Here is a 20,716-nt window from a genome sequence, read left to right on the forward strand (position 1 = left end):
TAACAACATATCGTCCTGAGCGTCACTGTTTTTGCTGACTGACCGCCCTGAATTTTTTCAGTCGCAGGGCGTTGCCGATCACGAACACGCTGGACATGGCCATGGCGCCCGCCGCCAGCATGGGCGACAGCTGAATGCCGAACCCCGGATACAAGGCGCCGGCCGCCACCGGGATCAGGCAGACGTTGTAGGCGAAGGCCCAGAACAGGTTCTGGCGAATGTTGCGCAGGGTGGCCCGGCTGATGGCCAGCGCATTGGGCACGGCACGCAGATCACCGCTCATCAGCACCACTTCTGCCGCCTCGATGGCGATATCGGTACCGGTACCGATGGCCATGCCCACGTCCGCCTCGGCCAGTGCCGGCGCATCGTTGATGCCATCGCCGACAAAGGCCACGGGCCCGTGCTGCTCGCGCAAACGCTGCAAGGCGTCGACCTTGCCGTCCGGCATGACCTCGGCTTCCACCTCATCTATCCCTAACTGCCTGGCAATGGCCCGAGCGGTATGGCGATTGTCGCCGGTGATCATGGCCACTTTGAGTCCCAGTCCATGCAAGGCCTTAATCGCCGCCGGTGTCCCCTCCTTGACGGGATCGGCCACCGCGATAATGGCCGCCAGTTGGCCGTCGATAACGACATAGAGCGGGCTTTTCCCTTCGCGGGCCAGCTGTTCCGCCGTGTCGGCCAGGGCATCCAGCTGATGGCCCAGCTGTTTCATATAGCGGTCTGCACCCACTTCTATTTGCCGTCCCTCGACGGTGGCACTGACGCCCAGCCCCGAGTGGGACTTGAACTGCTCGGGCTCCGGCAGGCTCAGCTTTTTCTTGGTGGCCGCGGCAACGATGGCTTCGGCAATCGGATGCTCCGAGTGTTGCTCTACCGCCGCCACCAGTGCCAGCACCTCGTTCTCATCGAACTCGGGCAGCACCTGCAGATCGGTCAGCTCCGGCTGCCCCTTGGTAAGGGTGCCGGTCTTGTCGAGGGCGATGACGCGAGCGTTACGCAGGGTCTGCAGCGCCTGCCCCTTGCGAAACAGTACCCCCAGCTCGGCGGCCCGGCCGGTGCCCACCATGATGGAGGTCGGTGTGGCCAGCCCCATGGCACAGGGACAGGCGATAATCAGCACCGCCACCCCGTTGATCAGCGCCAGACTCAATGCCGGGCTCGGGCCCAGCCACAGCCAGAGCACAAAGGTCAGCGCCGCTATCGCCATTACCACCGGCACAAACACCGCCGTCACCTTGTCGACCAGCGCCTGAATCGACAGCTTGGCGCCCTGGGCCTGCTCTACCATGCGGATAATCTGCGCCAGAAAGGTATCGCCGCCCACCTTGTTCGCCTCGAAGCTCAGGGCACCGTTCTTGTTGATGGTGCCGCCCACCACCTCGTCACCCACGGTCTTTGCTACCGGCACCGGCTCGCCGGTGAGCATGGACTCGTCCACATAGGAGCTGCCGTCCTGCACTGTGCCGTCTACCGGCACCCGTTCACCGGGCCGCACCAGCACCGAATCGCCCACCCGTACCTGTGCCAGCGGCACCTCTTTGGTGTCGCCGTTGCGCTTCACCCTCGCCGTGATCACCTGCAGGCTGAGCAGTCGTTGAATGGCCTCGCCGGTGCGGCCCTTGGCCCTGGCCTCCAGATAACGACCCAGCAGGATCAGGGTGACGATGACCGCCGCCGCTTCAAAATACACATGCCTGCTGCCCTGGGGCAGCCAGCCGCCGGCAAAAGTCGCCACCACCGAGTAAGCCCAGGCCGACAGGCTGCCCATCGCCACCAGCGAATTCATGTCCGGCGCCGCCCACCATAGGGCCGGCAGGCCATGGCGAAGAAAACGCAAGCCGGGGCCAAACAACACCAGAGTGGCCAGCACAAACTGAATGCCCCAGTTCAACGGCCGGCCCAGGGTGTCCATGATCCACGGGTGCATGCCCGGCACGAAATGCGCGCCCATTTCCAGCACGAACACCGGCGCGGTCAGCAGTGCCGACAGCCACAGAGAGCGTTTGAGCGCTTGCTGCTCGCGAGCGCGCCGAGCCGTGTCGTCATCCCGCTCGGCAGAACGCGGCGCCGCTTCATACCCGGCCTGGCTTACCGCCGCCATCAACTGTTGTTCATCCACATTGCCCGCCAGAGCGGCTATCTGTGCGGTTTCTGCCGCCAGGTTGACGCTGGCCGACAGCACACCGGGCAGCTTTTGCAGCGCCTTTTCTACCCGGCCCACACAGGAGGCGCAGCTCATGCCGATGATGGCCAGTTCAAACTGCTCGGTGCGGCTCTGATAGCCGGCTTTCACCACGGCCCCGGTCAGGGATTCGAGCAGCGTGTCGTCATCAAGCTGCAATTCGGCCTTTTCATTGGCCAGGTTGACGGTTGCCTGCTGCACGCCGGATACCTTGAGCAGCGCCTGCTCCACCCGCCGCACGCAAGAAGCGCAGCTCATGCCGATGATGGGCAGTTGCACGCGACGGCCGGACTCCGGCTCGCCGGAAGAAAGAGGGGAATTCGATGAGGTCATGAGGTTGTTCCTCGAGTCAATGCCATGAAGCGAGCCTAAGGCTTGCCACCATGGCAAGGTCAAGCATACCGGGTTATTTTTCGGAAGCATCCGCCGGCGATGTCGGTGACGACAGCTGTTCGAGAATGGCGCAGCTCGAGCCTTCGTCGCCCGGGCAGGCGCTAATCATTTGCTGCAGCGTGGCCTGCATCAGCGCCAGCTCACGCATCTTGTGCTCCACGTCCTGCAAATGCTGTTGCGCCACCTGTTTTACCGCCCGGCTGGATCGCTGCGGGTTTTGCCACAGGCTGAGCAGCTCGTCGATCTGGCGAATGGAAAAGCCCAGCAAGCGCGCTCGGCGAATGAACTTGAGTCGTTCTATATCCGGTTCGTCGTACTGCCGGTAACCGGCGGCGGTTCGCCCCGCCGGCTGCAGCAGCTTTATCTGTTCGTAATGACGGATCATCTTGGCCGAGACACCGGCCTTTTTTGCGGCTTCGCCTATGTTCATTCGTGAACCTCAGGCCCGCGGCCCTGTTTTCTGGCCTTGCGGCAACCATGACACTCCACCGCAATGGCGTCGATATGGCCCTTCGCTTCCTCGTAATACCACTTCTGATCCCGGGCCTTCCAGATCTCCCGTTTGCCACAGACCCGGCAGATAAAGGGCTGGTCGATATAGTAATCCGGCAAGGCGCCGTAGGTATTGATATGGGCCAATTGGTCATGATCCGCAGGCACGGCAGAAGGGTGCTCTCGCTGCTGTAACGGATGCAGCAGCTGCACCCTGTCGGCTTCCCGCAGTTGTTTGTCGCTGGGGTTGCGCCCCTTGTCCGGAGTTCTGCTCATGATGGCGCTCCCGTCAAAACCCGGAATTTGCACCGGGTCAGGCAACTTATGCGGGTGGATAACCCGCCTCGGTCAGGGCGTCAGCCAGCTGCTCGCGGGGGATGCTGCTCTCTACCTTGATGATGTGATTCAGCAGGTCGAATTCCAGCTCGCAGTCGGGATCCAGCTCTATCAACGTCTGATTGAGCACGCCAACACAATGGCCACAGGTCATGTCGGGCAGGGTAAAACTGATCATTTCGGTTTCCTCATTGAACACTAACGATTGAACACTATCGTGAGCCTTCAGTATCAGCCTTACCACCATGGTAAGGTCAACTGTTTTTTGGTGAAGGATCAACGAGCACTCGGCCTTGCCGTGGCCGGCGCTACCGGATAAGCAGAATAATGATGATTGAAGGGCGGAAATCTGAAGGAAGTCGCTAATGCCAGACGGAAGGCTCCGCTGAGCGACAAAAGGCATGGGGGGCGCACGCAAGACGCGGGGAAGACTATCGATGGGGGCGAAGGCGCTGGGAGAGAAGGCGCTTGCGCGCCGAAGGTTCGTTTTTGGGTATGAAAACAATCACCTCAGAGGAGAAAGACACGGCCCTGTGTCTGCGCTCGTGCGTTACCAGCCAAGATTTTCCATACGCTGGTGAAAACGGTCTACGCCATCGCTGCCGTTGTTGGCGGTATTGAGATATACCTTGCCGGCTTCACCCCGGTTTTGCTCGGCATCACGATGTGCCATTTTGTTCTGCAACAGATCGACGCCATCGCTGAAGTTGCTGTTTGCATTCAGAAACACCTGCGCCGAAGTGCATTGTTCAGCGGCTCCGTCATTGCCGTGCAGTCTTGCCTGATGCAGATCCACCCCGTCGGTGAAGTGGCTGGCAGTACTGAAACACACCTTTGCAGGTACCTGGTCGGCGGAGGCAAAGGCGGCTTGCGGGGCCAGGGCGGCGGCGCTGATGGCAATAATAAAGCGAGTCATGTTAAGCATGGGTGTTTCCTCGTGATTCGGGTGGATGTAGTTGACGGGAAACAGAATAACAAGGCGGCGCTGACGAAAAGCTGACATAACAATGACATTATTGTCATCTATGCTTTTCGCCGCTGAGGGCGGTATAAAAAAAGCGGGCCAAGGTGGCCCGCCAAAAGTATTGACTACGACGTATAGCTATCAGATCAGCTCTGCCAGCACTTGCTCCAGCAGATCCAGACCTTCACCGACCACGTCCAGCGGCGAGGTCAAGGGCGGCAAAAAGCGGATCACGTTGCCTCGTACCCCACAAGACAACAGGATCACTCCCTTCTCGATGCCCTTGGCCACCATCGCCCTGGTCAGCTCGGCATTGGGCTGCTCCACATCCCCATTGTGAACCAGCTCCATCGCCACCATGGCGCCCAGGTTGCGAACCTGGCCGATATGGTGAGGATACTTCGCCTGCAGCTCGCTCAGGCGTTTGTTCATCAGTTCACCCAGGGCCAGCGCCTTGTGGCACAGCTGCTCTTCCTCGATGATATTCAGCACTTCCAGACCGGCGGCGCAGGCCAGCGGAGACGCCGCATAGGTGCCGCCCAGACCACCCGGATTGGCCGCATCCATGATGTCGGCCTTGCCCACCACCGCGGCCAGCGGAAAGCCACCGGCAATGCCCTTGGCCATGGTCATCAGATCCGGCTCTATGCCGGCATATTCGGTGGCAAACAGCTTGCCGGTACGGGCGAAGCCGGTCTGTATTTCGTCACAAATCAGCACTATGCCATGCTGATCGCAGAGGGTGCGCAGCTGCTGCAGGAATGCCGGTGGCGCCTGGTAGAAACCGCCCTCGCCCTGTACCGGCTCTATGATCAGCGCCGCCACCCGGCCCGGCTCTATGTCGCAATGGAACAACTCGTCGAGCGCCTTCAACGACTGCTCGACGGTCACGCCGTGATATTCATTCGGGTAAGGCAGGTGATAAATCTCGCCCGGGAAGGGTCCGAATCCGGCCTTGTAAGGCGCCACCTTGCCAGTCAGGCCCATGGTCATGTTGGTGCGACCGTGAAAACCACCGTTGAAGGCGATAACGCCACTGCGTTTGGTGTGGGCGCGGGCAATCTTGACCGCGTTTTCCACCGCTTCGGCTCCGGTGGTGACGAAAATGGCTTTCTTGCGGGTGTCGCCGGGCGCCAGCTCGACCAGCTTTTCGGCCAGGGCCACCGCGCTCTCGTAGGGGGTGACCATGGCACAGGTGTGGCTGAAACGGCCCAGCTGCTCGGCCACGGCGGCCTGAATGCGCGGGTGGCTGTGGCCGGTGTTGACCACGGCGATACCGGCGGCGAAGTCGATATAGCGACGGCCTTCCACGTCCCAGATTTCGTTGTTTTTGGCGTGATCCACATACACGGCGGCCATGTTGCCCATGCCGCGGGCGAAGACGGCATCTTTACGCTGTTGCAGTTGCTGATTCTTGCTCATTGTCTTGTCTCCTGAAAAGATGGCTTAGCGGATGCCGCCCATGCACAAATATTTGGTTTCCATGTAGTCTTCCAGTCCCTGGGAGGAGCCTTCGCGCCCCTGGCCGGATTCCTTGACCCCGCCGAAAGGCGCGATTTCGTTGGACAGAATGCCTTCGTTGATGCCAATCATGCCGTACTCCAGTGCCTCGGCCACTTTCCAGATGCGGCTGTGGCTTTCGGTATAGAAATAGGCGGCCAGGCCGTAAGGAGTATCGTTGGCAATATTGATCGCCTCGGCGTCGTCCTTGAAACGAATGACCGGAGCCACCGGGCCGAAGATTTCCTGACGGGCGATGTCCATCTGCTGGGTCACGCCGGTCAGAATGGTGGGCGCGAAGAACAGCGCACCCGCCTCATGACGCTGGCCGCCGGTCACCAGGGTGGCGCCCTGCGACTGGGCGGTATCGACCATGCCGACAATCTTGTCGATCGCCGCCTGATTGATCACCGGGCCCAGGGTAGTGGCATCAGTCAGGCCGTTGCCGACCACCAACTGCTCGACCGCCTCCTTGAAACGAGCGACGAAGGCATCGTGAATACCGTCCTGCACCAGAATGCGGTTGGCACAGACACAGGTCTGGCCGGCATTGCGAAACTTGGAGATCACGGCACCGGCCACGGCGGCATCCAGATCCGCATCATCGAACACGATAAAGGGCGCGTTGCCGCCCAGCTCCAGGCTGAGTTTCTTCACCGTATCGGCGCTCTGGGCATAGAGCAGCTTGCCGACCCGGGTAGAGCCGGTAAACGACAGCTTGCGTACCCGGTCGTCGTCGGTCAGTGTTTTGCCCACGGCGGCGGCCTGGCTGGAGGTAATCATGTTGATGACACCGGCGGGAATGCCGGCCTGCTCGGCCAGCGCCATCAGCGCCAGGGCAGAGAAAGGAGTTTCTTCCGACGGCTTGACCACTATGGTGCAACCGGCGGCCAGCGCCGGGGCAATCTTGCGGGTGATCATGGCATTGGGGAAATTCCAGGGCGTGATGGCGGCCACGACGCCTATCGGCTGCTGAATGCTCAGCGCCCGCTTGTCGGCAGTGGGAGCGGCAAACACCTTGCCATAGGCGCGCTTGCCTTCTTCCGCATACCATTCGATATAGGAAGCGCCATACATCACCTCGCCCCGGGTCTCGAACAGCGGCTTGCCCTGCTCCAGGGTCATCAGCAGCGCCAGATCTTCCTTGTGCTCGATGATAAGGTCATACCAGGCACGCAGCAGCCGGGCACGCTCTTTGGGCGCCAGGGCCGACCAGCCAGCCAGGGCCTGGCTGGCCGCGTCGATGGCCGCGCGGGTCTCGAACACGCCCATGTCGGGCACCTGGCCCAATGGCTCGCCGGTGGCCGGGTTGTAAACGGCAATGGTGGCGCCGCTGTCGGCCTGACACCATTCGCCGGCAATGTGCCCGGCATTCTTTACCAGCGTGCGGTTGACTGAATTCATGCTCATAGGAAACTGTGCCTCTCAAAACTGTGCTCGGTGTAATTCCATGCCGCCCCGTTACTATGGGCCGACCACCGGCCACCTAACCGGCACCGCCATCACAGAATCGAGTTAAAAATGCCGATTACCGTGACCGCCCCTGCGCCGTCGTTGGCCATATTTTGATTGCATGTTAGCCTTGCGCTCAAAGTCGCATAAATGATCACGTATCAACATTCACATTTAAGATTATCAAACTATGAGCCAGCCAAACCGTCCCGTACTGGGCCAAATCGGTGATTATGAAATACGTCTGCTGAAGCTGTTCAAGACGGTGGTGGAATGCGGCGGCTTTTCGGCGGCCGAGACCGAGCTCAATATCAGTCGCTCCACCATCAGCGTGCACATGGCCAACCTGGAAAACCGGCTCAAGCTCAAGCTCTGCCGACGAGGCCGCTCCGGGTTTGCCCTCACCGACGACGGCATGGTGATCTACGAGTCCGCCAAACGGCTGTTTTCTAAGCTGGAAGAATTTCGCTACACCGTTAACGAGCTGCACGAGCAACTGACCGGCGAGCTGAAAATAGTCTCCAGTGACAACATCTGGCTGGAAGACGAGTTCCCGATGGCCGATGTGTTTGCGGCGCTGGGCTGTCAGGCACCCGACGTCAATGTCAGCGTGGACGTCGCCCACATGGGCGAGATAGAACGGCGAGTATTGAATGAAGATGCGGATATCGGCTTTATTCACTATCACCGGGATCTGGAAGGGCTGGAGTACCATCATCTGTACAAGGTGCGCTGCTTTTTGTATTGCAGCGATCGCCACCCGCTGTTCGCGGTCGACAACGACGAGGACATCACGCAGCAGCTGGCCGACAGCAAGCTGATCCACCCCGGCATTTACACCAATGCCGAGTCCAGCGCCCAACTGGCCGACATGCGCCTGGCGGGGCGAGCCTATCATTACGAACCCAGAGCCGCCTTGATCCTGTCGGGTCAGTACATCGGCTTTCTGCCCGAGAGCTTCGCCCGCCGCTGGGTCGAGAGCGGTCGCATGAAAGCGCTGCTGCCGGAGCAGAAAAATCATGATCTGGGCATTACCGCCATCACCCGCCTGCATGGTCGCCAGAGCCGATTGAAATCGCTGTTTCTGCAACTGCTGCACGCCCACCTGAAAGCCGCGCCCTGAGTCCTAATACCAATTTGAATAAAGATCTGATCATTTTTAAACCCGAGCTCAGAGGCAACACAGCTGCCTCCCACGACACGCCATGGGCTAAGGCCATCTGCGCTTGGCGATGGCTGCAAACATTCACTGGATGTTTGGTCCATCACCAAACTTGATGCAGGCAGCAAGCTGCCCCCTGAGGGCTCAGGAAATGCCGTCCATGGCATTCCATGGTCGTGGCAGTCGATCTCTGTTGCCTGTAAACGACGTTAACAGGCAACTCCTTGGCATCAGAGAAAATAAAGGAATCTGCTCCGCCGACCCTCCGCGCCATCCATGGCGCAGAAGGTCGGCTTGAAAGCCAATCGATCCCGTTAACTGAGCGGTATTGCGCCCCGAGTCCGGCCTTCGGCCGGCTCCGCTGCGTGACCCACCTCACACAACGGCAAACTAATCTGCTTCATTTATGCACCATTATGGTGCTTACTGCTGATAATCGCGTAGTTTCCCGCTGTTTGTTTGACTGAGTTCAAACCAAACATGAATGATTATGTATTTATCCCCTTTGGAGGCTGGCGCAGACTGCATGTCACCCCAAGGGGGGAATCGATACCAAAACACCAAAACAGACTTTGAGTTCACCTCAGAGCAATGGAATGTGATAACACAAGGGACTACAACATGACTCGTATCTGGAGCTCCACCCGCACCAAAATCGCCGCCTCCCTGATTGCCGTTGCCGGCATGGGCGCCACCATGGAGGCCATGGCCGCCGACGTGACCTGGCGCTTTACCAACCTCTATTCCCGCGGCACCGCCTTCGGCGATGTCTATCAGTCTTTTGCCGACAAGATAGAAGCCGACTCCAACGGCCGCATGAAAATCAACATGCTTTATGCCGGTGAAGGCGTCGATACCAACGGCATTATCGGTGCCACCAAATCCGGCCTGCTCGACATGGCTGCCCCCTTTCAGCCCATGCATGCGGGTGAAATCCCCTTCGGCGTGGTCGAGGTCGGTCTGCCCGGCTCCAGCGGTACTCTGGAAGAGCTGAACGCCCAGTTCTATGAAAAAGGCTGGTCCGAGGTACTGACCGAGGCTTATGACCGCCATGGCCTGGTGTGGCTGGCTCCCTACTTCCAGCCCGGCGTCTACGTCATCACCAAGACCAAGATCGAGTCTGTCGAAGACTTCAAGGGCCTGAAGATCCGTGCTCCGGGCGCCTACGGCCGCTTCTTCCGCGAGCTGGGTGCCTCGCCGGTTAACCTGGCCTGGGGGGAAACGTATACCAGCCTGGCCACCGGGGTGATTGACGGCACCATCGGCTCCAACCTGATCGACCACCGCGACGGCAACTTCGCCGAAGTCGCCAAGTTCATGTATCCGCTGCCGGTGTCCAGCGCCCAGGCCCTGCCCGTGCTGGTGAACAAGAATTCCTGGAACAAGCTGCCGGACGACCTGAAACAGGTCGTGCGTGATGCCAGCAAATGGCACGCCGCCCAGCAGGCAGAAAAATCTGTTCTGTGGGAAAAGGAAGCTGTCGCCGACATGCAGAAAATGGGCATGATCTGGAGCCCCGAGGCGTCTGAGGCCGACCAGGCCCAGTGGCAGCAGGCGGCCGAAGCCGTTTGGGCTCACTATGGCGAGACCGACCAATACAGCTCTCGCCTCGTAAAGCTGATGAAGTAACCCACTTCCGATGAGATAGCCCCGCTGCGGCGGGGCTGCTGTTTTCATTCCATGGATGCATAATGAAAAAACTACTTTGTTTATGGTGCAAAGGGGTCGGGCTCCTGGTGTCGACCGTCGGTCAGACCATCGCCCTGGCCCTTCCTCTGCTGGCGGCGACCCTTGCCTTTGAAGTGTTTTCCCGTTACGTACTCAACAGCCCGACCATGTGGGCCTACGACGTGTCTTTGTTTCTGTTCGGTTATATCGGCGCCCTGTGCGGTGCCAGTGGCCAGCTGAAAAAAGCGCATATCAACGTCGATATCCTCTACCTGTCGGTATCCCAGCGAACCAAGAACATCTTCGATCTGGTGTCCAATACCCTGGGCGGATTCTTTTTAATCATAGTGGCCAGCAAAAGCTGGGAAAAGGCGCTGGAGGCCATCGACTTCGGCTATACCCGCCAGTCCGAATGGGGTCCTTCCATCGGCCACTTCTGGGTGATGGTCACCGCCGCCGCCCTGCTGTTTTTACTGCAATTGTCCAGTGACATGCTGAAAGACCTCTGGCAATTGATCACCGGTGAGCCCCTGCTGTCCGAGGACGAAGAATAATGAGTATCGAGTTATTGACCGGCCTGCTGTTGCTGGGCGTACTGATTTCCTTTGCGCTGGGTGCCCAGGTCGGCCTGGCGCTGGGTGGCGTGGCCATGCTGATTGGCTATGCCACCTGGGGCGAGGGTATTTTCAACATAATACCGACGACCATAGAGAGCACCCTGTTCAGCTTCGTGCTGCTGGCGATTCCGCTCTATATCTACATGGGCCAGCTGCTGACCCGCTCCGGCATCGGCGATGCCATGTTCAAGGCCAGCCAGCTGGTTATCGGCCGTATTCGCGGTTCACTGGCCATCAGCGTCATCGGCGTCTGCTCCATGATCGGTGCCATGGTCGGCATCATCGGTGCCGGCATCATGACTTCCGGCAGCATAGCACTGCGCCCCATGCTGGAGCGCGGCTACGACAAGAAGCTGGCACTCGGTGTGATCATGGCCGGCGGTGGGCTGGGCATACTGATCCCGCCCAGCATTCCGATGATACTGTTCAGCTCCACCACCCAGACCTCGGTCGGCAAGATGTTCGTCGCCGCCCTGGTGCCGGCACTGATCTCCATCACCGTCATGGTGCTCTATGTGGTGATCTCCTGCAAACTGAACCCCGGCCGTGCCCCCGTGGGCCATGCCCTGGACGTGCCCAAAAACGCCCGCGAGCGCTTCATCACCCTGCGCGACGGCTTCATGGCGCTGGGCCTGATCATGCTGGTGCTGGGCAGCATCATCACCGGCATTGCCACTCCCACCGAATCCGGTGCCATCGGTGTGGTCGGTGCCCTGTTGCTGGCCATCATGTACAAGCGTTTCAAGCTCAAGATGATGAAGCGCTCCGGTATCGAAACCGCCTTGCTGGTGAGCGTGGCCATCTGGATCGTGCTGGGCGCCTCGGTGTTCAGCAACTTTCACCTGCTGATGGGCGTACAGGGCATGGTGGCCGACTTTGCCGCCGGTCTGGATCTGCCCCCCATCATGATCATCCTGATGATGCAGCTCATCATGCTGCTGCTCGGGTTCATCATCGACGAGATGATCATCGTGCTGATCTGTGCGCCGCTGTTTACCCCTATCGCCATCGGCCTGGGCTACGATCCTATCTGGTTCGGTATTCTGATGATTCTGAACATAGAGATAGCGGTGCAGACCCCGCCCTACGGCTTCGCCCTGTTCTACCTCAAGGGCATAGCGCCTCCCGGGGTGACCATGATGGACATCTACAAGTCGGTATTGCCCTTTGTCATGCTCAAGCTGGGCGTACTGGTGCTCTGCATGCTGGTGCCGGAACTCGTCACCTGGCTGCCTAACAAACTGATGGGATAACGCACTTATGTTCAAGCAAATACTGTTACCGCTGGATTTCGAGCATCAGGCGCTCTACCCGCAGGTTGTGGCGTCGGCCCTGAAACTGTGCCACCCACAGGGGCAGATCCACCTGTTGTACGTCAATTCGGCCCGCATTCACCATGCCGCCGCGCCGCTGTATTCCAGCGAGCTGATCGACAACCTGAACAAGGTCGTCGAACAGCAGCTCGACGACTTCATGCAGGCCAATATTCCGGCAGAGCATCAGGGGAAAATCCGCATCAAGCACGGGGTGGTGTACGACACCATTCTCGCCCAGGCCAGAAAGCACGACATCGAGCTTATCGTGATGCCGGCCTCCCGCCCCGGAGCCAAGACCTACCTCCTTGGCTCCAATGCATCAAAGGTGGTGCGTCACGCCGACTGCACCGTGCTGGTGATCCGTTAACGCTGAGTCGGCCACAGCTTTTCCATGCTCAGCGCCAGCAGGGTACCGGTCAGCAGGCCGTTGCCCAGCAGGTACTGGGCCAGGCCCGGCAGGTGACGATACAGCTCCGGCGGCAGGAACATACAGCCCACCCCCAGCAACAGCGACACCCCGATGATGGTGCTGGAGCGGTTGTCCAGCGGCTGTTTGGTCAGCATCTGAAAGGCCAGTGCCACCAGCTTGATAAAGGTGGCCAGCAGGGCGGCATTGGCCACCGGCGCCGGCAGCAGTGACAGAAAGCCTACCGCCTGCGGGAACAGGGCTACCAGTGCCAGCAGCACACAGGCCAGCATGAAGGGGCCGCGTCGGCTGTCGCCGGTGAGCTGTACGAAGCCGGCGGTCACCGGCAGCGGTACCACGGCAATGGTCGAGAGGCTGCCGGCCATGAAATGGCTGAGCCCCGACGCCCAACTGCTGCGGTTGATGACCCGGTCCAGATCCGGCTGCTTCTCGCTCACCACCGCGCTGATGGCCGACACCGCCGCCACCTGGTTGGAAAACAACAGCAATGAAAACAGCACCGCCACAATCAGCATGCCGCTGTCCAGCCGGGGCGGACCAAAGGCAAACAGCGCGGGCCACTGCAGTCCCGATGCCGCCTCGGGCAGGGTCGTGTTAGCCAGATCGAACAGCGCGAACGCTGCCCAGCCCGCCACTATGCCGACCATGACCGCATAGGTGCGCAACAGCGAATGACGGCTGAAAGAGCAGAGCAGGACGCCCAGAAACACCAGCAAGCCCACCAGCGCCACCGGCAGGCTGATCACGCCGCTACGCGGATCGGTCACCATACCGCGTACGAACACCCCGGCCAGCTGGATCACCAGCAACAGCATGAAACAGCCGGTCACCAGTGGAGTAAACAGAAACAACAACCGGTGTACCTGTCGGGCCAGACCCAGCACCAGCATGATGGCTCCGGCCACCAGTACGCCACCGGCCAGCAACTGCAGGGTCTCGGCGCTGTCGTGTCCCTGCTCTTTGCCGATATAGGCCATCACCACAAACACGATGGCCCAGGAGCCGGCCGGACCGTCGGCAATGGTGTAACGATGGCCCAGCGCCGACTGCAACAGCGAGCTCAACCCCACCAGCATCAGGGTGCGCTGCATCAGACCGGCAATCTCGCCGCTGTCCAGGCCAAAGGCCTGCCCCAGAATAATGGGCAGCGCCAGGGCATTGGCCATTAAAAAGATAAACCACTGGCTGACACTCAGTCCCCAGCCAAAACGAGAATGCATAAACAACTCCTGTGATCGATGCCGACGGCGGCACAAAGCAGAGCGGACAGGAAAGTTCCTGCCCTGATAAAGACGAGCAAAAAAGAACGGCGGCGAATGCTGCCGTATCAGGGGGCGTTAACGGGCGTTATTCTCGGCGGTAAGTTGCTTGCCGTCCAGTGCTTCCAGAATGGAACAGTGCTCGGCGCTTTCCAGGCCGCCACAGCAGGCGTCGGACAACTGGCGCAGCGAATCACGAAACTGCTCCAGCTCCCGGATCCGCTCTTCCACGTCGGTAATCTTGGCGTCGGCCACCGCCTTGACCTCGCGACAAGTCACCTTGCAGCTGCTGACCCTGAGCGACAGCAGCTCATCCACCTCTTTGAGAGTAAAGCCGACCCGCTTGCAGCGCAGAATGAAATGCAGCCGCCGCTTGTCTTCCTCGCTGTACAGCCGGTAGCCCGCCGGGGTACGCAGGCTGGGTGACAGCAAGCCTTCCTTCTCGTAAAAACGCAGGGTGTCGGCCTTCACCCCAAAGTGTTTGGCCAGCTCACCAATCCGAAACATTTGCTACTACTCCCTTCCCTGCCTGGCAGGTGCTGAAAACCGCGTTTCGTTACACATGAAATCTCTTGACACCAAAGCAAATAGTCACACAAGCCATGGCAAAATACAGTAGAATATGCCGCCCGTTCTGGCGTACCAGGCGGTTTGGTAAAGTCGGCATTATGACCCGGTTGTCGATTTTACCAAACCCCCCGATTGATCGTTAAAGGAACGAGAACCCATGGAAACTGCTCGACCCATTCGCCGTGCTCTGCTGAGTGTGTCCGACAAACACGGCATCGTCGCCTTCGCCCAGGGCCTGCACGCCCGCGGCGTAGAACTGCTGTCTACCGGTGGCACCGCCCGCCTGCTGGCCGAACAGGGCCTGCCGGTCACCGAAGTATCCGACTATACCGGTTTTCCGGAAATGATGGACGGCCGGGTCAAGACCCTGCACCCCAAGGTACACGGCGGCATTCTCGGCCGTCGCGGTCAGGACGACGCCATCATGGCCGAGCATGCCATCCAGCCCATCGACATGGTGGTGGTTAACCTCTACCCCTTCGCCAACACCGTGGCCAAGGCCGGTTGCACCCTCGAAGATGCGATCGAAAACATCGATATCGGTGGCCCGACCATGGTGCGCGCCGCCGCCAAGAACCACAACGACGTGGCCATCGTGGTCAACGCCGGCGATTACGACCGCCTGCTGAGCGAAATGGATGCCGGCAACAACAGCCTGACCCAGGCCACCCGTTTCCATCTGGCTATCGCCGCCTTCGAGCACACCGCCCAGTACGATGGCATGATTGCCAACTACTTCGGCACCATGGTGCCGGCCTATCATGCTGCCAGCGAAGACTCCGCCTTCCCGCGCACCATCAATTACCAGTTCACCAAGAAGCAGGATCTGCGCTACGGCGAAAACAGCCACCAGAGCGCGGCCTTCTACGTGGAAAACGACATCGATGAAGCGTCCGTTGCCACCGCCACCCAGCTGCAGGGCAAAGAGCTGTCGTTCAACAACATCAATGATACCGATACCGCCCTGGAATGCGTGAAGGAATTCGACGTGCCGGCCTGTGTGATCGTCAAGCACGCCAACCCCTGTGGTGTGGCACTGGGCGATAATCTGCTGGAAGCCTACGATCGCGCCTACCAGACCGACCCGACTTCCGCCTTCGGTGGCATCATCGCCTTTAACCGCGAGCTGGACGAAGCCACGGCCAAGGCCATTGTCGAGCGCCAGTTTGTAGAAGTCATTATCGCGCCCAGCATCTCCGCCGAAGCCCGGGCCGTGGTGGCCGACAAGAAAAACGTCCGCCTGCTGGAATGCGGCCAGTGGGGCGCCAAGACCCAGGGCCGTGATATCAAGCGCGTCAACGGCGGTATTCTGGTGCAGGACCGGGATCAGGGCATGATCGATCTGGCCGATATCAAGGTAGTCAGCAAGCGCCAGCCCACCGAGGAAGAGCTGCAGGATCTGCTGTTCTGCTGGAAAGTGGCCAAGTACGTCAAGTCCAACGCCATCGTCTACGCCAAGGGTGCCCAGACCATCGGCGTGGGCGCCGGTCAGATGAGCCGCGTCTACTCGGCCAAAATCGCCGGCATCAAGGCCGCCGATGAAGCTCTGAAGGTAGAAGGTTCGGTGATGGCGTCCGACGCCTTCTTCCCGTTCCGTGACGGCATCGACGCCGCCGCTGCCGCCGGCATCAGCTGTGTGATCCAGCCGGGTGGCTCCATGCGTGACGACGAAGTGATCCAGGCCGCCGACGAACACGGCATGACCATGGTCTTCACCGGCATGCGCCACTTCCGCCACTAACAGGCAGGAGACCGCGTTCACCGCCAGGCAGGCGGCTCGAATGCAAGAGGGGATGGAAGGGAATCGCCTAAGCCGACCGTGACATGCCAGGGATGGCATGTCCGAGCCCCCAGGGATGGGTTTACGGCGTGTCGGCGTGGCGAGCCCTTCCGTCCCCTCGGCTCTCTCCCCCGTTTTCGCGTTAACAGTTTAAGGAACAGACCATGAAGGTATTGGTAATCGGCGGTGGCGGTCGTGAACACGCCCTGGCCTGGAAAGCCGCCCAGTCTCCCAACGTCAGCCAGGTATTCGTGGCGCCCGGCAATGCCGGCACCGAGCTCGAACCCAGCCTGACCAACGTGGCCATTTCCGCCACCGACATTCAGGATCTGCTGGCCTTCGCCAAAAAAGAACAGGTCGGCCTCACCATCGTCGGCCCCGAGGCCCCGCTGGTAGCCGGTGTGGTCGACGCCTTCGAAACCGACGGCATGACCATTTTCGGCCCCAGTGCGGCTGCGGCCCAGCTGGAAGGCTCCAAGGCCTTCACCAAGGATTTTCTGGCTCGCCAGCAGATTCCCAGCGCCGACTATCAGAACTTCACCCAGGTGGAGCCGGCCCTGGCATACCTGCGCGAGAAAGGCGCCCCCATCGTGGTCAAGGCCGACGGCCTGGCCGCCGGCAAGGGCGTTATCGTGGCCATGACGCTGGAAGAAGCCGAAGCCGCGGTACGCGACATGCTGGCCGGCAATGCCTTCGGCGACGCCGGCAGCCGGGTGGTGATCGAGGAGTTTCTCGACGGTGAAGAAGCCTCTTTCATCGTGATGGTCGACGGCGAGCACGTGCTGCCGATGGCCACCAGCCAGGATCACAAGCGCGTCGGCGACGGTGATACCGGCCCCAACACCGGTGGCATGGGCGCCTACAGCCCGGCCCCGGTGGTGACGCAGGAAATCCATGATCGCATCATGGAACAGGTGATCATGCCGACCGTACGTGGCATGGCGGAAGAAGGCCATGTTTACAAGGGCTTCCTCTATGCCGGCCTGATGATCGACAAGGCCGGTCAGCCCAAGGTGATCGAGTTCAACTGCCGCTTCGGCGATCCGGAAACCCAGCCGATCATGCTGCGTTTGCAGTCCGATCTGGTGGCACTGTGCCTGGCCGGTTGCAAGGGTGAGCTGAACACGGTGACCGCCGACTTCGACCCCCGCGCCTCCGTGGGCGTGGTGCTGGCCGCCGGTGGCTATCCCGGCCACTACCGTCAGAATGATGTCATCACCGGCATTCCGGCCGAAACCGATGTCGCCAAGGTGTTTCACGCCGGTACCAAGTTCAAGGACGGCGAGCTGGTTACCTCCGGCGGCCGGGTGCTGTGCGCCACCGCCCTGGGCAATACCGTGACCGAGGCCCAGGCCAACGCCTACGTCGCCGCCCGCCAGATTGAGTGGCAAGGTGTATTCTGCCGCAGCGATATCGCCTATCGCGCCATCGCCCGCGAGCAGCAGCAATAAGCGTCACCCGCTGAACGTCAGGTACCAAAAAGAGGCCATCCGGCCTCTTTTTTATTGGTCGATCCGGCTCAGGCAACAAGGGCAGCCGGCACCAGCTTGCATGAAAACCGCCTACTCTCTAATCAGGTGCCAGTTGCGATTCTGTAACGCATCTATTCGGCAATCAACCTTCAAGGAGAGGAGCTATGTTCAAGCAAGCACTGATCGGTTTAACCCTGGCCGTCAGCCTGCAGGCACTGGCGGCGCCGGTGCAGATGGCCGATACCCCGGAGGGAGCAATACTGACCAACGACGTCGGCATGAGCCTGTATGTGTTCGATAAAGACCAGGCCGGAATGAGTAACTGCAACGACAGCTGTGCCGATAACTGGCCACCGCTGGCCGCCACCGCCGATGATCAGGCCGACGGCGACTACGGCATAGTGACCCGGGCCGATGGCAGCCTGCAGTGGAGCTACAAGGGACAGCCGCTGTACCTGTGGAAACAAGACATGCAAGCGGGTGATATGTCGGGAGATGGCAAGTTCGGTGTCTGGCATCTGGCCAGGCCCTGAAGAAAAAGAGCCGCTTAAGCGGCTCTTTTTTCGTTCGGGAATCGATTAAAGCTGTTGCCCCAGCCAGTCGGCAAACCCCGGCAGGGCACCGAGATGGGGCAACAGAGTCAGATTGACGTCGGGATACTGCTCCCGCTTCTGTACCACCACCGAGGGCAGGTCATTGACCACATGCCGGCCTTCGGCCAGAAAATACGGGAACAAGGTGATGTCTTTGGCACCGGCGGCTACCTGCTGGTCAATCGCCTGATCCAGAGCAGGCTCGGCCAACTCCCAGAACGCATGAGTCATCAGCTCGAAGCGCCCGGCCATGGTCGCCGTCAGACTTTGGGCAAACGCCGCAATTTCTTCGTTGGCCGCTGCCCGGCGGCTGCCGTGGGCAACCAGAATAAATCCCTTCATGTTACTCCTGCTTTTCGCTGTACCCGCGGCGCCTGAGCCGCCAGTACGTCCACACAATAATCCCAGCTCGCAATGCGATAATGCTGAATATCTTCATCCAGATGCGTACCCTGACTCTGCTGGTGAAACCAGGTCAGAAAACGAGAGGGGGTAATCAACTGGATCTGACTGTCGCTGTCAGTTTCGTCATCGTCCATAAAATCCAGCACATCGGCGCCTTCGAGCACTCGATAGCCAAACAGATGATCAAATCTCAGCTGGTAGATAACCTGAGGCGGGGTGTCGATGTCGGTGGGCATGCCCATCGACAGCACCAGTTGGCCATTCCACACATTCTGATACAGTTCGGTCAGCATCAGACCCTTGGTCAAGCCTCGGGCACCGGCCCATGGCGTTGCCACCTGTCGAATCGCGTTCACTTCCATCATAGCCTCCCTTGAGCGGGAACAGACTCGCTTCAGTTATAACAATCGAAGGACAAGAGGAGCAAGCGGAGAATAAAAAAACCCGGCGAAAGCCGGGTTTGGAAGCCGTTACTTGATGGCGTCTTTCAGCGCCTTGCCGGCTACGAAAGCGGGCACATTGGCCGCGGCAATCTGGATTTCGTTGCCGGTCTGGGGGTTACGACCGGTACGAGCTGCGCGATGGTTTACCTTGAAAGTACCAAAACCAACCAATTGCACCGGATCGCCTTCTTTCAGACTTTGGGTGATACCGTTCAGTACTTCTTCCAGTGCTGCCTTGGCCTGAGCCTTGCTCAAATCTGCCTTGGCGGCAATTGCATCGACAAGCTGAGTCTTGTTCATAGGGGATCCTTTCTCACTTGGCATTAAGCGGTTGCCCACTCTATTCAAATTTCAGGCTCAAGCAAAGCCTTTGTCTTGAGGCCAAATATCAAGTGCCGTTGTTTTGTTCAGAAACTGCGGAAAACATCACATTACCGCAAGGAAAAGTGCCTGTGGCCTGCGGCGACAAACGACAACAGCATAGCCGACCCCTTTCGTGACTACCAGAGTGCTCACCGGTATTCGGCACAAAACACGGAGGATGCTGCTGCAAAATACCGCCGCCGGCCCTCATCGATTGCTCGAATTCAGGACTCAAGATCCTTGATCACCACGGTGGAATCGCAGCGACCATGACCATCGGCCAGCAGTTTTTCATATACCTGATGCACATGTTCGGTCAGCGGCAGCGTCAATCCCTGCTGCTCGGCCTCGTCCAGACAGATGCCCAGATCCTTGTGCATCCACTGGGCGGCAAAACCGAAATCGAACTTGCCTTCGGCCATGGTCTGGGCCCGGTTCTGCAACTGCCAGCTCTGGGCGGCACCACCGGCCAGCACGTCGATCAGGGTAGGAATGTCCAGCCCGGCCTTTTTGGCGATCATCAAGCCTTCGGCAATGCCCTGCACCGCGCCAATCACGCAAATCTGGTTCACCATCTTGCAGCGCTGACCGGCACCCACCGGGCCCAGTCGGGTCACTTTTTTGCCATAGGCCGCCAGCACCGGCGAGGCGTCGGCTACATCCGCCTCGGCGCCGCCCACCATGACCGTCAGCGCGCCGTTTTCTGCGCCCAGCTGGCCACCGGACACCGGCGCATCGATGAAGCGGGCACCGGCTTCACTGGCCGCCACCGCCAGCTCTTCGGCCAGCATGGCCGAGGTAGTAGTGTGATCCACCAACAGCGCCCCCGCCTTGATGCCGGTCAGCACGCCGTCATCGCCATACACCACGGCACGCACGTCGTCGTCGTTGCCGACGCACAGCATTACCATGTCGGCACCCTTGGCGGCTTCTGCCGGTGTCGCGCCGCTGGTGCCGCCATGACGGGACACCCAGTCGGCCGCCTTGTCTGCATTGCGGTTATAAACGCACACCTGGTGCCCGGCCTGCTGCAGATGCCCCGCCATGGGAAAGCCCATCACGCCCAGCCCGATAAATGCCAGTTTCATTATCTTTACTCCCAGTCTTGTTAACCAATATCTATATAGCCATCAATAATGGCCGAAAGCATAACGCAGCCTTTCCAATAAAGTCACACTCAGGCTAAAGCACTTTCCTTCCATAACGCTTGATAAGTCATGCTGCATAACAGACATGGTTCTGTTGTCATTCCCGCGAAGGCGCTGAGGGCTCCCCAGTTTTTATAGGTCATGCCGAAACACCCGGCGAGAGCAAGT

Annotated in this window: 21 protein-coding genes; 8 read left to right on the top strand and 13 right to left on the bottom strand. The window is 59.8% G+C overall.

Annotation, left to right across the window (positions count from 1 at the left end):
• Positions 1-22 precede the first annotated feature (22 nt).
• From ABD827_RS03710 to ABD827_RS03740, 7 genes are all read right to left on the bottom strand, one after another.
• On the bottom strand, positions 23-2,521 hold the full coding sequence (locus ABD827_RS03710; RefSeq protein ID WP_344962451.1) for a heavy metal translocating P-type ATPase: 2,499 nt from the start codon (positions 2,519-2,521) through the stop codon (positions 23-25).
• A gap of 73 nt (positions 2,522-2,594) precedes the next feature.
• A complete protein-coding gene (gene cueR, locus ABD827_RS03715; protein WP_344962453.1) occupies positions 2,595-3,011 on the bottom strand; it encodes a Cu(I)-responsive transcriptional regulator in 417 nt (138 codons plus the stop codon).
• Positions 3,008-3,349 carry a zinc-ribbon domain containing protein gene (locus ABD827_RS03720; RefSeq protein ID WP_298715784.1) on the bottom strand — a complete coding sequence of 114 codons (342 nt, stop codon included), beginning with the start codon at positions 3,347-3,349 and terminating at the stop codon, positions 3,008-3,010. The genes cueR and ABD827_RS03720 overlap by 4 nt, the downstream gene beginning before the upstream one ends.
• 46 nt (positions 3,350-3,395) lie before the next feature.
• Positions 3,396-3,587 carry a heavy-metal-associated domain-containing protein gene (locus ABD827_RS03725; protein ID WP_298715786.1) on the bottom strand — a complete coding sequence of 64 codons (192 nt, stop codon included), beginning with the start codon at positions 3,585-3,587 and terminating at the stop codon, positions 3,396-3,398.
• Between the two features lie 372 nt (positions 3,588-3,959).
• Positions 3,960-4,334, bottom strand: a complete 375-nt coding sequence (locus ABD827_RS03730) for a hypothetical protein (RefSeq protein WP_344962456.1) — start codon at positions 4,332-4,334, stop codon at positions 3,960-3,962.
• 180 nt (positions 4,335-4,514) lie between these two features.
• Positions 4,515-5,795: a 4-aminobutyrate--2-oxoglutarate transaminase gene (gene gabT / locus ABD827_RS03735; RefSeq protein WP_344962458.1), complete on the bottom strand. Its 1,281-nt coding sequence runs from the start codon at positions 5,793-5,795 to the stop codon at positions 4,515-4,517.
• A 24-nt stretch (positions 5,796-5,819) separates the two neighbouring features.
• A complete protein-coding gene (locus ABD827_RS03740; RefSeq protein WP_344962460.1) occupies positions 5,820-7,283 on the bottom strand; it encodes an NAD-dependent succinate-semialdehyde dehydrogenase in 1,464 nt (487 codons plus the stop codon).
• A 232-nt stretch (positions 7,284-7,515) separates the two neighbouring features.
• Here ABD827_RS03740 and ABD827_RS03745 point away from each other — a divergent pair, with 232 nt between their 5' ends.
• The 5 genes from ABD827_RS03745 to ABD827_RS03765 all read left to right on the top strand — a co-directional run bounded on the left by ABD827_RS03745 (position 7,516) and on the right by ABD827_RS03765 (position 12,455).
• Positions 7,516-8,448, top strand: a complete 933-nt coding sequence (locus ABD827_RS03745) for a LysR family transcriptional regulator (protein WP_344962463.1) — start codon at positions 7,516-7,518, stop codon at positions 8,446-8,448.
• 660 nt (positions 8,449-9,108) lie between these two features.
• Positions 9,109-10,116 carry a TRAP transporter substrate-binding protein DctP gene (dctP, locus tag ABD827_RS03750; RefSeq protein WP_344962465.1) on the top strand — a complete coding sequence of 336 codons (1,008 nt, stop codon included), beginning with the start codon at positions 9,109-9,111 and terminating at the stop codon, positions 10,114-10,116.
• 62 nt (positions 10,117-10,178) lie between these two features.
• Positions 10,179-10,709, top strand: a complete 531-nt coding sequence (locus ABD827_RS03755) for a TRAP transporter small permease subunit (protein WP_298715801.1) — start codon at positions 10,179-10,181, stop codon at positions 10,707-10,709.
• Positions 10,709-12,025 (top strand): TRAP transporter large permease, encoded by a 1,317-nt coding sequence (locus tag ABD827_RS03760; RefSeq protein WP_344962468.1) that lies wholly within the window; start codon positions 10,709-10,711, stop codon positions 12,023-12,025. Before ABD827_RS03755 ends, ABD827_RS03760 begins: the two co-directional genes overlap by 1 nt.
• Before the next feature lie 7 nt (positions 12,026-12,032).
• Complete coding sequence (locus ABD827_RS03765; protein WP_298715805.1) at positions 12,033-12,455, top strand: universal stress protein; 423 nt, start codon at positions 12,033-12,035, stop codon at positions 12,453-12,455.
• Here the strand turns inward: ABD827_RS03765 and ABD827_RS03770 are convergent.
• Both ABD827_RS03770 and zntR read right to left on the bottom strand, forming a co-directional pair.
• Positions 12,452-13,735, bottom strand: a complete 1,284-nt coding sequence (locus tag ABD827_RS03770; RefSeq protein ID WP_344962471.1) for a purine/pyrimidine permease — start codon at positions 13,733-13,735, stop codon at positions 12,452-12,454. The two genes, ABD827_RS03765 and ABD827_RS03770, sit on opposite strands and share 4 nt — an antisense overlap.
• A 117-nt stretch (positions 13,736-13,852) precedes the next feature.
• Complete coding sequence (gene zntR, locus ABD827_RS03775) at positions 13,853-14,281, bottom strand: Zn(2+)-responsive transcriptional regulator (protein WP_298715811.1); 429 nt, start codon at positions 14,279-14,281, stop codon at positions 13,853-13,855.
• 220 nt (positions 14,282-14,501) lie between these two features.
• Between zntR and purH the strand changes: the two genes are divergently transcribed.
• The 3 genes from purH to ABD827_RS03790 all read left to right on the top strand — a co-directional run bounded on the left by purH (position 14,502) and on the right by ABD827_RS03790 (position 18,129).
• Positions 14,502-16,085: a bifunctional phosphoribosylaminoimidazolecarboxamide formyltransferase/IMP cyclohydrolase gene (gene purH, locus ABD827_RS03780; protein WP_344962474.1), complete on the top strand. Its 1,584-nt coding sequence runs from the start codon at positions 14,502-14,504 to the stop codon at positions 16,083-16,085.
• Between the two features lie 203 nt (positions 16,086-16,288).
• Positions 16,289-17,575, top strand: coding sequence for a phosphoribosylamine--glycine ligase (gene purD / locus ABD827_RS03785; protein ID WP_344962476.1), 1,287 nt, complete (start codon positions 16,289-16,291; stop codon positions 17,573-17,575).
• A gap of 185 nt (positions 17,576-17,760) precedes the next feature.
• Positions 17,761-18,129: a COG4315 family predicted lipoprotein gene (locus ABD827_RS03790; protein ID WP_344962478.1), complete on the top strand. Its 369-nt coding sequence runs from the start codon at positions 17,761-17,763 to the stop codon at positions 18,127-18,129.
• A gap of 45 nt (positions 18,130-18,174) precedes the next feature.
• Here the strand turns inward: ABD827_RS03790 and ABD827_RS03795 are convergent, their stop codons facing one another.
• The 4 genes from ABD827_RS03795 to ABD827_RS03810 all read right to left on the bottom strand — a co-directional run bounded on the left by ABD827_RS03795 (position 18,175) and on the right by ABD827_RS03810 (position 20,488).
• A complete protein-coding gene (locus tag ABD827_RS03795) occupies positions 18,175-18,531 on the bottom strand; it encodes a sirohydrochlorin chelatase (protein WP_344962480.1) in 357 nt (118 codons plus the stop codon).
• Positions 18,528-18,959, bottom strand: a complete 432-nt coding sequence (locus tag ABD827_RS03800) for a hypothetical protein (protein ID WP_344962482.1) — start codon at positions 18,957-18,959, stop codon at positions 18,528-18,530. Before ABD827_RS03800 ends, ABD827_RS03795 begins: the two co-directional genes overlap by 4 nt.
• Positions 18,960-19,064: 105 nt before the next feature.
• The gene (gene hupA, locus ABD827_RS03805) at positions 19,065-19,337 is read right to left on the bottom strand and encodes a nucleoid-associated protein HU-alpha (RefSeq protein ID WP_204796192.1); all 273 of its coding nucleotides are present in this window, start codon (positions 19,335-19,337) and stop codon (positions 19,065-19,067) included.
• Between the two features lie 287 nt (positions 19,338-19,624).
• Positions 19,625-20,488, bottom strand: a complete 864-nt coding sequence (locus ABD827_RS03810; RefSeq protein WP_344962486.1) for an NAD(P)-dependent oxidoreductase — start codon at positions 20,486-20,488, stop codon at positions 19,625-19,627.
• Positions 20,489-20,716: the final 228 nt, after the last annotated feature.

It is taken from the genome of Oceanisphaera sediminis, from assembly GCF_039539745.1.
Taxonomy (GTDB): domain Bacteria; phylum Pseudomonadota; class Gammaproteobacteria; order Enterobacterales; family Aeromonadaceae; genus Oceanimonas; species Oceanimonas sediminis.

What these genes read in the sequence shown, in the direction of transcription:
- ABD827_RS03710 (WP_344962451.1), bottom strand. Translation starts at nt 2,521, where the DNA reads ATGACCTCATCGAATTCCCCTCTTTCTTCCGGCGAGCCGGAGTCCGGC.
- cueR (WP_344962453.1), bottom strand. Translation starts at nt 3,011, where the DNA reads ATGAACATAGGCGAAGCCGCAAAAAAGGCCGGTGTCTCGGCCAAGATG.
- ABD827_RS03720 (WP_298715784.1), bottom strand. Translation starts at nt 3,349, where the DNA reads ATGAGCAGAACTCCGGACAAGGGGCGCAACCCCAGCGACAAACAACTG.
- ABD827_RS03725 (WP_298715786.1), bottom strand. Translation starts at nt 3,587, where the DNA reads ATGATCAGTTTTACCCTGCCCGACATGACCTGTGGCCATTGTGTTGGC.
- ABD827_RS03730 (WP_344962456.1), bottom strand. Translation starts at nt 4,334, where the DNA reads ATGCTTAACATGACTCGCTTTATTATTGCCATCAGCGCCGCCGCCCTG.
- gabT (WP_344962458.1), bottom strand. Translation starts at nt 5,795, where the DNA reads ATGAGCAAGAATCAGCAACTGCAACAGCGTAAAGATGCCGTCTTCGCC.
- ABD827_RS03740 (WP_344962460.1), bottom strand. Translation starts at nt 7,283, where the DNA reads ATGAGCATGAATTCAGTCAACCGCACGCTGGTAAAGAATGCCGGGCAC.
- ABD827_RS03745 (WP_344962463.1), top strand. Translation starts at nt 7,516, where the DNA reads ATGAGCCAGCCAAACCGTCCCGTACTGGGCCAAATCGGTGATTATGAA.
- dctP (WP_344962465.1), top strand. Translation starts at nt 9,109, where the DNA reads ATGACTCGTATCTGGAGCTCCACCCGCACCAAAATCGCCGCCTCCCTG.
- ABD827_RS03755 (WP_298715801.1), top strand. Translation starts at nt 10,179, where the DNA reads ATGAAAAAACTACTTTGTTTATGGTGCAAAGGGGTCGGGCTCCTGGTG.
- ABD827_RS03760 (WP_344962468.1), top strand. Translation starts at nt 10,709, where the DNA reads ATGAGTATCGAGTTATTGACCGGCCTGCTGTTGCTGGGCGTACTGATT.
- ABD827_RS03765 (WP_298715805.1), top strand. Translation starts at nt 12,033, where the DNA reads ATGTTCAAGCAAATACTGTTACCGCTGGATTTCGAGCATCAGGCGCTC.
- ABD827_RS03770 (WP_344962471.1), bottom strand. Translation starts at nt 13,735, where the DNA reads ATGCATTCTCGTTTTGGCTGGGGACTGAGTGTCAGCCAGTGGTTTATC.
- zntR (WP_298715811.1), bottom strand. Translation starts at nt 14,281, where the DNA reads ATGTTTCGGATTGGTGAGCTGGCCAAACACTTTGGGGTGAAGGCCGAC.
- purH (WP_344962474.1), top strand. Translation starts at nt 14,502, where the DNA reads ATGGAAACTGCTCGACCCATTCGCCGTGCTCTGCTGAGTGTGTCCGAC.
- purD (WP_344962476.1), top strand. Translation starts at nt 16,289, where the DNA reads ATGAAGGTATTGGTAATCGGCGGTGGCGGTCGTGAACACGCCCTGGCC.
- ABD827_RS03790 (WP_344962478.1), top strand. Translation starts at nt 17,761, where the DNA reads ATGTTCAAGCAAGCACTGATCGGTTTAACCCTGGCCGTCAGCCTGCAG.
- ABD827_RS03795 (WP_344962480.1), bottom strand. Translation starts at nt 18,531, where the DNA reads ATGAAGGGATTTATTCTGGTTGCCCACGGCAGCCGCCGGGCAGCGGCC.
- ABD827_RS03800 (WP_344962482.1), bottom strand. Translation starts at nt 18,959, where the DNA reads ATGATGGAAGTGAACGCGATTCGACAGGTGGCAACGCCATGGGCCGGT.
- hupA (WP_204796192.1), bottom strand. Translation starts at nt 19,337, where the DNA reads ATGAACAAGACTCAGCTTGTCGATGCAATTGCCGCCAAGGCAGATTTG.
- ABD827_RS03810 (WP_344962486.1), bottom strand. Translation starts at nt 20,488, where the DNA reads ATGAAACTGGCATTTATCGGGCTGGGCGTGATGGGCTTTCCCATGGCG.